General features: G+C 64.1%; 15 protein-coding genes. 9 read left to right on the top strand and 6 right to left on the bottom strand.

Annotated elements, in window-relative coordinates; genetic code table 11:
- Both AC1DB1_RS09320 and AC1DB1_RS09315 read left to right on the top strand, forming a co-directional pair.
- Nucleotides 1-415 (top strand): class I SAM-dependent methyltransferase (locus AC1DB1_RS09320; RefSeq protein WP_477200545.1); only part of this gene is annotated, 415 nt, incomplete at its 5' end.
- A gap of 155 nt (nucleotides 416-570) precedes the next feature.
- A complete protein-coding gene (locus tag AC1DB1_RS09315) occupies nucleotides 571-1,437 on the top strand; it encodes an AraC family transcriptional regulator (RefSeq protein ID WP_477200544.1) in 867 nt (288 codons plus the stop codon).
- Between the two features lie 71 nt (nucleotides 1,438-1,508).
- On the opposite strand, the gene AC1DB1_RS09310 is transcribed toward AC1DB1_RS09315, so the two are convergent.
- On the bottom strand, nucleotides 1,509-1,946 hold the full coding sequence (locus tag AC1DB1_RS09310) for an N-acetyltransferase family protein (protein ID WP_477200543.1): 438 nt from the start codon (nucleotides 1,944-1,946) through the stop codon (nucleotides 1,509-1,511).
- Nucleotides 1,947-2,126: 180 nt separating this feature from the next.
- On the opposite strand from AC1DB1_RS09310, the gene AC1DB1_RS09305 reads away from it, so the two are divergent.
- The 3 genes from AC1DB1_RS09305 (at nucleotide 2,127) to AC1DB1_RS09295 (ending at nucleotide 3,400) form a co-directional block, all read left to right on the top strand.
- Nucleotides 2,127-2,561 carry a hypothetical protein gene (locus tag AC1DB1_RS09305; protein WP_477200542.1) on the top strand — a complete coding sequence of 145 codons (435 nt, stop codon included), beginning with the start codon at nucleotides 2,127-2,129 and terminating at the stop codon, nucleotides 2,559-2,561.
- A 106-nt stretch (nucleotides 2,562-2,667) separates the two neighbouring features.
- Nucleotides 2,668-2,928, top strand: coding sequence for a hypothetical protein (locus AC1DB1_RS09300; RefSeq protein ID WP_477200541.1), 261 nt, complete (start codon nucleotides 2,668-2,670; stop codon nucleotides 2,926-2,928).
- Between the two features lie 145 nt (nucleotides 2,929-3,073).
- Nucleotides 3,074-3,400, top strand: coding sequence for a hypothetical protein (locus tag AC1DB1_RS09295; protein ID WP_477200540.1), 327 nt, complete (start codon nucleotides 3,074-3,076; stop codon nucleotides 3,398-3,400).
- A 53-nt stretch (nucleotides 3,401-3,453) separates the two neighbouring features.
- On the opposite strand, the gene AC1DB1_RS09290 is transcribed toward AC1DB1_RS09295, so the two are convergent.
- Nucleotides 3,454-3,882: a GNAT family N-acetyltransferase gene (locus tag AC1DB1_RS09290; protein WP_477200539.1), complete on the bottom strand. Its 429-nt coding sequence runs from the start codon at nucleotides 3,880-3,882 to the stop codon at nucleotides 3,454-3,456.
- Nucleotides 3,883-4,539: 657 nt separating this feature from the next.
- Between AC1DB1_RS09290 and AC1DB1_RS09285 the strand changes: the two genes are divergently transcribed.
- On the top strand, nucleotides 4,540-5,013 hold the full coding sequence (locus AC1DB1_RS09285; protein WP_477200538.1) for a 2'-5' RNA ligase family protein: 474 nt from the start codon (nucleotides 4,540-4,542) through the stop codon (nucleotides 5,011-5,013).
- A 144-nt stretch (nucleotides 5,014-5,157) separates the two neighbouring features.
- Here AC1DB1_RS09285 and AC1DB1_RS09280 read toward each other — a convergent pair whose 3' ends face one another.
- From AC1DB1_RS09280 to AC1DB1_RS09270, 3 genes are all read right to left on the bottom strand, one after another.
- A complete protein-coding gene (locus tag AC1DB1_RS09280) occupies nucleotides 5,158-5,808 on the bottom strand; it encodes a M15 family metallopeptidase (protein ID WP_477200537.1) in 651 nt (216 codons plus the stop codon).
- A gap of 190 nt (nucleotides 5,809-5,998) precedes the next feature.
- Nucleotides 5,999-6,823: a LuxR C-terminal-related transcriptional regulator gene (locus AC1DB1_RS09275; RefSeq protein ID WP_477200536.1), complete on the bottom strand. Its 825-nt coding sequence runs from the start codon at nucleotides 6,821-6,823 to the stop codon at nucleotides 5,999-6,001.
- Between the two features lie 87 nt (nucleotides 6,824-6,910).
- Nucleotides 6,911-7,405, bottom strand: a complete 495-nt coding sequence (locus tag AC1DB1_RS09270) for a GNAT family N-acetyltransferase (protein ID WP_477200535.1) — start codon at nucleotides 7,403-7,405, stop codon at nucleotides 6,911-6,913.
- Between the two features lie 261 nt (nucleotides 7,406-7,666).
- On the opposite strand from AC1DB1_RS09270, the gene AC1DB1_RS09265 reads away from it, so the two are divergent.
- Nucleotides 7,667-8,191: a hypothetical protein gene (locus AC1DB1_RS09265; protein WP_477200534.1), complete on the top strand. Its 525-nt coding sequence runs from the start codon at nucleotides 7,667-7,669 to the stop codon at nucleotides 8,189-8,191.
- 159 nt (nucleotides 8,192-8,350) lie between these two features.
- Here AC1DB1_RS09265 and AC1DB1_RS09260 read toward each other — a convergent pair whose 3' ends face one another.
- Nucleotides 8,351-8,722 carry a cupin domain-containing protein gene (locus AC1DB1_RS09260; RefSeq protein ID WP_477200533.1) on the bottom strand — a complete coding sequence of 124 codons (372 nt, stop codon included), beginning with the start codon at nucleotides 8,720-8,722 and terminating at the stop codon, nucleotides 8,351-8,353.
- Nucleotides 8,723-8,839: 117 nt separating this feature from the next.
- On the opposite strand from AC1DB1_RS09260, the gene AC1DB1_RS09255 reads away from it, so the two are divergent.
- On the top strand, nucleotides 8,840-10,291 hold the full coding sequence (locus AC1DB1_RS09255) for a purine-cytosine permease family protein (protein ID WP_477200532.1): 1,452 nt from the start codon (nucleotides 8,840-8,842) through the stop codon (nucleotides 10,289-10,291).
- Nucleotides 10,288-10,734 (top strand): nucleoside deaminase, encoded by a 447-nt coding sequence (locus tag AC1DB1_RS09250; RefSeq protein WP_477200531.1) that lies wholly within the window; start codon nucleotides 10,288-10,290, stop codon nucleotides 10,732-10,734. The genes AC1DB1_RS09255 and AC1DB1_RS09250 overlap by 4 nt, the downstream gene beginning before the upstream one ends.
- The last annotated feature ends 1 nt before the right edge of the window (nucleotide 10,735 follow it).

Here is a 10,735-nt window from a genome sequence, read left to right as displayed (position 1 = left end):
CATCGACCTTTCACCCCGGCTCATTGAGATAGCGCGCACGAATTACCCGGAAATCAGTTTCGAGGTCGGGTCGATCACAGAGCTTCCCTCCCCAAACCGGAGTCTCGCCGGCATCACCTGCTGGTGGGTTCTCCATCACGTCCCCGACAGCTCTCTCAGCACTGTCCTCGCGCAGTTCTTCGAAAAGTTGAAGCCCGGCGGCTACCTGCTCGTTGGCGGCCACCTCGGAGCATCAACGCACACGAAGACCGAGGGCTACGGCGGGCTCCCCATGAACGTGCACATGGTCAAGCGTTCTCTGGACACCTTTGCCGAACTCCTCGAGGCGCGCGGCTTCGTGATCGACCTGCAAGCAACTCTCGACCCCGCATCGACGGCGCCGGGGCTCATACTTCTCGCGCACAAGACGGTCTAGAGCTGCCAACGACGAGAACGCGAGCGCGAGCGCGAGAGCACGCTGATGGATCGTCTAGAGGGCACGTTCTGGAGCACAAAGGCGATCCGATCGGACCGCGATAGTAGGGTGCCGATCGTGACGACCCGGAAGTGTGGGTGTCGAAGGGAGGCGCCATGATCGCGGACCTGAACAGGCTGGTCGAACTGGTCGAGGATCGTCTGAACGACGACCTCGACGTTGCATCCTTGGCGCGGGAACTCGGCACGACGGAGTACCACCTCCGGCGGATGTTCTCGTCGCTCGCTGGGATGCCGCTGTCGGATTACATCCGGCGTCGCCGAATGTCAGTCGCGGCAGCGGATGTTCTCGGAGACGACGACCTGCTGAGCATCGCGGTGCGGTATGGCTACGGCTCAACTGAGGCATTCGGCCGAGCGTTCCGATCAGTGCACGGCGTCAGCGTCGGCAGTGTCAAGCGAACTGGCGGCCCCCTTCGAACGCAACCGCAACTCAGGTTCCGCCTGACTGTAGAAGGGAACATCACCATGGACACCCGAATCATCGACCGGCCGGCGTTTCTCCTCGTCGGCCACGCCGCCCGCGTGCCCCTCATTCACGAGGGCATCAATCCGCACATCCAATCCCATGTCGCCTCCCTGCCGGCGGCGGAGCACGCGCGCCTCAAAGCCCTAAGCGATGCCGAACCGGCCGGCCTGCTCCAGGTCAGCGCCGACGTCGACCCGGACTACACCGAGGGAAGCGAACTGACCTACCTGCATGGAGTAGCTGTCACGGGCACGGCTCCGGTGGCGGACGATCTCGACACGATCGAGGTTCCGGCCGGCACGTGGGCGGTGTTCCACACCGAGGGCGAGTACCCGGCTGCGCTGCAGGAGGCATGGGCTGCGACCGCGACGGATTGGTTCCCGTCGAACCCCTGGCGGCTCCGGCCTGGGCCGTCCATCGTCGCCGTACTCGACCGTGCCGATGACTTGAGCACAGCCACCTGCGAGCTCTGGCTCCCCGTCGAGCGCGCCTGATCAAGCGGGCCTGTCGGCCGTGAGACCCCTGGGGGCCCGCGCCCGCTGGGGATGGTCTATCGGGATCGTCCTTAAGCCAGTGCGAGGAGCATCGTGTCCGAGCTTCCGCTCCGTCCGACGACCTCGAACCCGGCCCGGTCGTAAAGCCGTCGCGCGACGTTGCCATCCGCGACGCTGAGACTGATGGCGCGGATGCTGCGGCTCCGAGCCCGGTAGATCAATTCCGAAAGCAGAGCACTACCGATGCCCTGACCGCGCTGACCCGCGAACGTCGTGATGCTCAGCTCGGGAATGTCCGCGTCGACGAACCCGTATCCAGGGTCCTCGGCCGGAAGAAACAACAGCCAGGCCACAGCTCTGACGGTATTTCCGTCGACGTCTGCCAGCCCGAAGTCGCGACCTGAGGGAAAGCTCGTGAAGTAGTGCGAAAGCTCGTGGGTGCCATCCACATCATCGAGTGTGAAATGCGGCCCGTTCCAATTCGCGTTCGCAAGCGTGGCTTCCCTCAAGAGCGCCCGGTCAGCCGCTACGAGAGGTCGAATCGTCATGGCGACACTGTACCGATTGTCGCGACGGAGACGTCCGGTAGCGGATCCTCTACCGGACAGAGTCACCCGACCGCCCGATCACCGATCGCTTTGCTTCGGACCGGAGCGATCGGCGTCCGATCTCGTGGATAGGCTTCCCGCATGGCAGCCCTTCAAGACCCACGGCCCACGGCTCGGAGGGCCGTCCAGTCGAAGACGCTTGGGGCTGTCGCGCTGGGGCTCGCGATTGTCACCGCCCTCTTCGCGCTAATCATGCTCGGCTCCGCAGCGGCGCTCTACGCGACGATCTACAGAGCGACCTCCATTTCCGCCGGCGAAGGGCCATCGCTTACTGCAGCGCAGGAGGAAGTGTCCAGCCTGGTGGTGAATCTGAAATCGGCGGCAATTCTCGGTTCGCTTCTCCTCGGACTCATTTCCTTTCCCCTCGGTTTTGTAGCGGTCGGCCTGGACAGGGGTCGAGCTTTGGGTATCGCCGCACTCACGGTCCTGGCAATCGCAACCTCAGGCTCGCTCCTACTGCTCCTCGCCGCCTTTCCCATCGACCCTTGTCTGAGCCGCATCACCTGCGGCGGCTGAGGCAACACGAGGTCTCGATCGCCCTCCGCACGGTTGAGAATCCTCCATCGTGCGCTGAGGCGCGTTTGCCATAGACACAGGGCCAGCGCCAGCTGATACTGGCGTCGTGCGCGATGTCACTGTTCCGAAGAACTTTCCGGAGTCCCGAGCATCGTTGCTGAGATTCATCGTCGTGAGTGTTCTTATATTCGGCGGGGCCGTTGCGTGGCTTGTGTACGGGCTTCTTAACCGCTGGCCGATCGGTGGGCTCGTCGTGCTTTGGCTGGTCGTCGCAATTCTCGGCGTGGGGGTTGCCATTCGGATATGGGCCTTCGTGAGGCTCAAAGCCCAACACGCTTCGGAGCTACACGATGAAAAACGCGGCTGACCTTCGCCGGAAAGTGATCCCTCACCGCGCATCTCGCCTTCACCGCGCGCCGGTGCATGTGGCGGCCCTATGCCGATGTCTTCACGGTTTCGCTGCGTATCAATTGTCCAGTGGCGATAGCGTCGGAACGGAGAAGGGGGACCGAGTGCGAGTGGTATGGGATGAGTCATATTTCGATGCGCAACAGGAAGACGCGTCGATCTATTGGGTCTGTTTTTGGACCGGGGACGACGTTGAACAAGCTGCCCGGCATGATCCGCAACGGATCACGGGAGCCGCGTCCGTCGAAGCGATCCTCGACTGGGTCAAGGTTGAGAAAGGCGACCGGCGGTTTGAGCTGTTCGTAGAGACGACTGACCATAGCGAAACCCGCGGGCGGGGATGGGCTGCTCGCCGCAAGCTCATCCGTTTGGCCGGCGACTTTCGCCCTGCATCAACCTCGGTCACCCTCAGCTTCTCCGGCCCGGACTAACGAAGATGCCCGCACGACGATCCCGCAGCGGGCGGCCTGAAGCAGGCCATTGCTTACGCCTCAAGGTTGCCGATGCGTTCCATCCAGGTGGTTGGATCGATAAGGGACTCGAATCCGAACTTGGAATACAGGCCGTGCGCGTCGTTCGTGGAGAGAGCAATCCGGCGCAGGTCAAGAGGTCCGAAGTAGTCGATGATGCCGGCGACAAGGAGTGCGTCGACGCCGCGGCCGCGCACCTGGTGGTCGACAAACACATCGCATAGCCAGGCAAAGGTCACCCCGTCGGTGACCGCCCGCGCATATGCGACCTGTTGGCCTGACCCAATGTCGTAAACGCCGAAGTTGCTTGATCCGTCGATGGCGGCATCCTGCTTCGCGCGAGAGCGACCGGGAGCCCAGTAGGACTCCTCACTGATCCAGCGGTGGATTTGCGACCGAACAAGATCGGCGGGATCAGATGAGAATCGGTAGTCAGCGGCCATCAGCCAATACAACCTCATTTACCGGAGTGCGCGAATCGTTACGTTAGGCGATCCTCGAGCGGACGACTCTGGAACGGCCACCGCGACTCTCCGGCACCGCCGAACCAGCCGAATAATCGCTGCAGCTCGTGATAATTTGCGTCCGTGGCCAAGCCTTTGCACGTCGGTGATTCGGTGCGCGTTGCCTGGGACGACGGCCCGATGGGAGGCGACATAAACGGGACCGAGGTTCACGGGGTCGTCGTCGAATGGGTGTCTGCCCGTTCCGCTCGAAGCACACCAGATGCACGCGTGAGACTGGACAGGCCGCTGACAGCATCCGGTGCTCTCATAACTCAATCCAACCCGGATGCTGACGGCAGCGAAGGCGAAGTCACTGGCCGGTTCCTGATGTTATCCACGCGATACGCCGGTCACACATGGGACGGCGAACAGACGACCGTTCACGTCCCACTTAATTCCGGCGAAACGCCAGATTCCACAGCACCGACTGTCTGGGTCACCGCACATGGTGTCTGGTCACACGCGCAGGGCTAACCGCACGGGCCCCCACCGGCAGCGCCACCTCCGAGAAAAGCCGCGGCAATGTCGGTCCACTCATGAACGTCCGCAAGCGGATCCGCAATCGAGACGCTTCGCTTGCCATAGGGTCGGCCTATGAGGAGCTATGCCGTTGTCGCACTGTTTATTCCGCTCGATATCGGCACGACTATCAGCCGCCGGGTATGGCCGGCGCACGTCACCCTCGCCTCAAACTTCACCACAGCCGCGACCCCTGACCGGATCGTCGAGCTCGTCACCGAAGCAATCCCCACGGCCGAACCGCTGAACGTTCGCTTCTGTCAACAGGCGCTATTCGGGCCGAACCATGATGTGCGAGTCCGGCTCGTGGATTCGGAACAGGCGGTCAGCGGGCACATTCGTCTTGCCGATCAACTCGAGTCCCTCCCTGGTTTCGCCGTTGAAGAACCGGCGTACTGGCGAGAGGGATATCGACCCCACGTGACGCTTGGGCCGTCGGTAACTGCGACGGAGGGCGACCGCGAAACTGCGAACGCCGTGGCGGTCGTTGAGATTCTCGATAGCGACGCCACGGTCCTCGCTCTGTTGCATCTGCGAAGCGCACGCTGACCGATCGGCCAGCGGACAGGGGTTGAGCACTGTTAGGGGCGGGCCAGGCTCGAGAGGCGCGCAGGACATTCGACCATTACCCGCTGTGGGTCGCTCGCAGCACCGTTTGCGATGTCAGTCGCCGCGGGCGGGTGCATCTTCGGGTCAGGCAGCCACGGCTGCGTAGAGCGCTGCAGGAGCTCCAGTGGCCATCGCCCAGTATCGGTCACCGAACGACCAATGCCACCACTCGGTCGGGTAATTCACGAGCCCAGCGGCCGAGAGCGTTTCGACCAGAAGCCGCCTGTTCGCGGCGGCCTCATCTGAGAGATCGTCTGCGCCGGTGTAACAGGCACCGAGGGACGCCTCCGGCGTTGCGTCGACGGCGCATCCCAGGTCTAACTCCACACCCGCCTCGGTGCAAAGGGTGAGGTCGATCGCTGCCCCGCTCGGGTGAGGCGCTACCTCTGGTGGCGAGACAAACCTGGAGGTCGACACCTCTAACTCGGCGACGCTCAGTTCCGGACGCTCGGCGCGCAGGCGTTCCATGTAAGTGCGGTAGTACAACAGCTGCAGCGGCGGCGGTCGATAGGCTTCGACGCCGAGCAAGACAATGCCGGCCGGAAGCATCGCGGCAGCATCTGCCAGCAGCTCCGCCACCGTTTCCCGAGCGAAACCGATTCTCGGATTAGCCGCCCGCTTCCGTCCCGAGAACCTCAATACTCCGGCCGCCTCGAGGTCGAGCATCTTCTCACCTGAGTCGCTTGCAGGAAGCCCAGTCACCCGCGGATCGCTTATCAGCACCGGCTCAATCACTGGACGAGCATAGCGGCGCACTGGCAATCTCCATCCGCTGGCCCCTCGGTGTTCGTGCACGGCCGTGTCTGATCGACACGGAACGGACCCAGCCTCGCCCTCCGTAGCGCAGCGGTAGTGGAGGATCGTGTCGTGGATCTTCCTCTTCTTGCAGAACACGTCGTGGATCGGTGCCTGGGCGTTCGCGACGTCATGCCATTTCGTCGGCGGTTTCGGAGCTGGTTGTGCGGTGAGCGAGTGTTATGAGCTTGGATCGTGAGCTGCTGTGGGTCTTGGCCAGGATGTGAGCGACGTGTGTCTTGACGGTCGTCACACTTATGTGGGCGGTTGCGGCAATCTCCGGGTTGGTTAGGCACTGGCCCACGAGGTCGAATATCTGTTGCTCCCGCGGGGTTAGCGACGGACTCGCATCCGCCCGTGCGGCCGTAGCGGGTTCCGCCGTCTCATCGTCGAGGTGCGCCTGACGATGCAATTTCGCGCCCGCTCGCCAGCAAAGCAGAACGAGGACGGTGTTGACAGCCGACCAGGTGGCCCAGCCGATCCAGAGCTCGTCCGAGGTCCAGGCCTTTCCGTTGATTGTGCCCCACTGACCGGAAAAGGAAAGTGACGGAAGGTTCAACAGTGCCGCAACGGTTAGGCCGAGAACGATGACACCACCCAACAGCAGTCGACGCCACCTCTCGGGTGTGAAAGCCGCTAACTCCGCAGCGAGCAGCAGAAGAAGCAGATAGGCCGTCCATCCGGTTTGGCTGAACCGGGCTGGCCAAAACGCGACCTGCAGAACCAACATCCCGGCCGCGAGGCCGAACGCGGGCAGCGGCATCCATCGCGCTATCGCGCAGGACACCGCGAAGCCGACGAGGATCGCTGCCGCGTACGGGGTTGTTGCAAAGGTGTCAGTGCGCACCGGAACCGAGTACGCGTATTCGCCCATCTGGGTGGCCCACCACGCGGCGACGAACAGCAAGGACAACAGCGCAGGCAGTGCCATGCGCACACGGGACCGGATGGACATGCAATCAAACTAGGGCCTGCCGACATCGCCAGCAGCGATGTCATCCCATAGAACGAGAACAAATCAATCCGTCCGCTCGAAGATGCCCTACTGGGACACTGCGTTGAGGGCCTTCTTCATAACCATTTCGCGTCCGGAGCCGTCTCGGAGCAGGTCGCCCTGCTCGTCGGCCAATTCGAATCCGTGTCGTCGGTAGACCGCAATCGCACGACCATTCGTCGGCACGACAGCCAACCGAAGTTCCTCGGCACGAGAAGTTGCCCACTGCTCGATTGACGCGATCAGCGCATCCGCAACGCCTGTCCCGCGCGCTGAAGGGTCCACCCACATGGACACCAGCTCGATCGCGTCAGGACGCGTCCCGGGCACTCCACTCGCCATTCCGACCAACGAGCCGTTCCAAGCAGCAACAACGTTCAACGATCCCGGCCCTCGCAACCGCTGCCGCCAGCGTGGCTCTCGCGCGTCCCTCCACTCCGTGTAGGTCGATCCGAAAGCGAAGGGCGCCTCCTGCAACGCTCGTAACCGGAGCGACCGCCACACCGACCAGTCATCTTCACCAACGACGTCAATCCGCAACATGTCAGCAAGCATGCCAGGGCACAACTTCAACCCACGTTCGCTGAAGGATCGCTCTACGGGGCCAGGCAGAGTGTCGGCCCCTGACCCCAAGAATGGGACTGAACCCGATCATGGCTGCTTGTAAGGATTGATCCTGTGAATCTGAGCGATCAGCTGGATCGTCTTGACGGACTTCTTGCATTGCGGCAATAGGGACCCGGCGTTTTCGCTCCTCCCGCGACCTCCCAGCAGTTAGCTGATTTGCGTGATGCGGTCGCGCCGATGGAGCTTCCGCACGATGTTGTCACGCTGTATATGTGGCACAACGGCTGCAAGCTTCCGTTCCTCGATGGTTACGCCCTCCGACCCATTGAAGGCGTGATCGCTGACCGCCCCTTCGAGATCGGCGAACTTGAAGCGCCTCCCGCCCTCCTTTATCTGAGCGAACAGCCCGGAGGCACGGGAACTCGAGTAGGGGTGACACTGGACGTTCCTGGTGAGAGGTCACTGCGCGGTGTGTGGGCGGTCGAGACCCACGATGCACACGCGAGGCGGCAGAACGATGACCTCGCGGGCGCGATCGCGTCGCTTGCCGACCTTATCGAGGATCTCGACGTTGAACTCGACCCTGTTAGGTTGTGGCACGAACCGGGGCCTTGGCCGCTGCCCTTCAAGGACGTCGAGTATCGTCTCCGGTACAGTCCGGATGCGTTCACGTGGCCCAACCCTCCGGTCGGCACCTATATTTCACGTTTTCCCGACAGCTCATGGCCACGCCAATGGACCCGATCGCTCGAATACCGGTAAAGATCCCTCAGCGGACCGGGTGAGTAACGGGGCTTGAACCCGCTACCTCCCATGCGAACGCCTCCGCAAGCGGATCCGCTACCGGGACGGCTTGCACGTTGGCGCGCGAGCCGCGTACGGACTGCATAAATCTGCAGGCGAAAAGCACTTGAGGGGCAGCTAATTGGGACGATCTGCTGGGGCGCCGACAGAGTCCGGACCGAGAGCGGTTCCCGTGTCCTCGCCTGCGGCCTCGCCCTTCAGCTCGACGATGATCGTGCGGGTGGGGGAGTCGCCCGTGTTCTCTCCCGCGTGGCGCTGGGCTCCGAGCCAGACGGCGCGTCCGGCGGGCAGCTCGACGTCGACCGCGCGGCCGCTGGAGAACAGTCGGCGTCGGAAGCCCGTCAGGGTCACCATGACGCTGTTCGGATGGTGGTGCGGCGTCGTGGCCTCGCCGGGCTCGTCGTGGTATTCCAGCACGCGCACGAGGTCGTTCTCCCACAGCACGGAGTAGTGGTCGGGATTCGTCACCGTCGGGTCGTCGTCGCCCATGGCCCGACCATACGCCGATGGGCCACCGGGCGAGCGGGTAGTTGCCCTTTGTAAACAGCATGTGAAGTTCGGTGTCCTCCGCCCGACAGCGCGGCGTCGCGCTCCTAGGCTGCGTGCATGACGAACGCTCCCACGATGGAAACCGAGCCGGCCCGCACGCCGCGCACCAGCGCCGCCAGTATCGAGTCGGGCGGCATCGAGGCGATCCCCGCCGAGCGCAGGCACGGCTCTCCGTGGCAGCTGATGGCGACCTGGACGGCGCCGAACCTCGAGTTCGCGACCATCTTCGTCGGCGTCATCGCCGTGGCCTTCTTCGGGCTCGGCTTCTGGCAGGCGATGCTCGCGCTCGTGATCGGTACAGCTTTCGGGGCCGCATCGCAGGGCATCCTGTCGACGTGGGGGCCGCGAGAGGGTCTCGCCCAGATGGTGATCGGCCGCACGGCCTTCGGCAACCGCGGCAACATCCTCCCCGCCGCGCTCAACACGGTGATGGCCGGGCTCGGCTGGTTCGCGGTCAACTCCGTCAGCGGGGCGTTCGCGCTCGCGACGCTCACCGGGATGCCGACGGTGCTGGCGCTGCTCATCGTCGTGGTGATCGAAGTGGTGGTCGCCTTCATCGGCCACGATCTCGTTCAGCTCTTCGAGCGCTACGCGACGTACGTCCTGGGCGCCATCTTCCTGGTGGCCACCGTCACGATCTTCCTGCACGCGAACCTCGCCGGGCCGGTGAAGGGCGGCGGCTTCAGCTTCGCCGGCTTCACCCTCACGGCGGCGGCCGCGTTCGGCTATGCGGCGGGCTGGAACCCGTACGCCTCCGACTACAGCCGCTACCTGCCGGCGAACACCAGCACGAAGGCGATCGCCTGGGCCGCCGGGCTCGGCAATTTCGTCGGCTGCATCGTGCTCATGGCGGCCGGGGCCGCTGCTGCCACGATCGCCGGCTTCAACCCGGACGATCCCACCGCGTCGTTCACGGCGAGCATGCCTGTCGTCATCCGCGATCTCACCCTGCTCGCCATCGCCGTCGGCGCGATCGCGGCGAATGCGCTCAACATCTATTCGGGCGCGATGTCGTTCCTGGCCGCCGGGATCAAGATCCCGTTCGCGCTGCGGCGCGCCATCGTCGCCCTCGGATTCGGCGTCATCGGGTTCTTCATCGCCTGGAGTGCCCTCGCCGACGCCGGGACCAAGTACGAGAACTTCCTTCTCGTCATCGCGTACTGGATCGCACCGTGGCTGGGCGTCGTGCTCACCGACCGCGTGCTGCGACGGGGCACGGAGATCGCCAGCCTGGTGCCGGCGCATGCCAGGTACCGCAACCCGGCCGGGGTGATCGCGCTCGTGGTGGCGGGGTTCCTGTCGATCTGGCTGTTCTCGAACCAGACGTTCTACACCGGGATGCTGGCGAAGGCGGCGCCGATCGGCGATCTCACCCCACTGGTCGGGTTCGTGCTGGCGGCACTGCTCTACTGGGTGCTGTTCCGGGTGTTCAAGCCGGCCCTCGGCGCTCCGCTCTCGCAGCGTCCGGCCGACGTGATCGGGGTCGACGCGGCGGACGATGTCGCATGACGACCGACGCGGAGCTGCTGGCCGTCGCTGCGGAGGAGGCGAGGATCGGCGCAGAGGAGGGCGGCATCCCGATCGGCGCGGCGCTGTTCACCCGCGACGGACGTCTGCTCGGGCGCGGACACAACCGCCGCGTTCAGGATGGCGACGCATCCATGCACGCGGAGACGAACGCCTTTCGCGCGGCCGGCCGCCAGCGGAGCTACCGGGACACCGTGATGGTCACCACGCTCTCACCGTGCTGGTACTGCTCCGGGCTCGTGAAGCAGTTCGGCATCGGCCGGGTGATCGTCGGCGATGACCAGAGCTTCCTCGGCGGTCACCACTGGCTGGCCGAGCAAGGCGTGGAGGTGACCGTGGTGAACGACCCCGCGCTCATCGCGACCATGGGAGCGTTCATCCACGACCACCCCGATCTCTGGAACGAGGACATCGGCGAGGAGTGAG

Source organism: Leifsonia sp. 10N434, assembly GCF_056394405.1.
The sequence above is the reverse complement of the archived record's forward strand: the minus strand, read 5'-3'. Positions and strand labels throughout refer to the sequence as shown.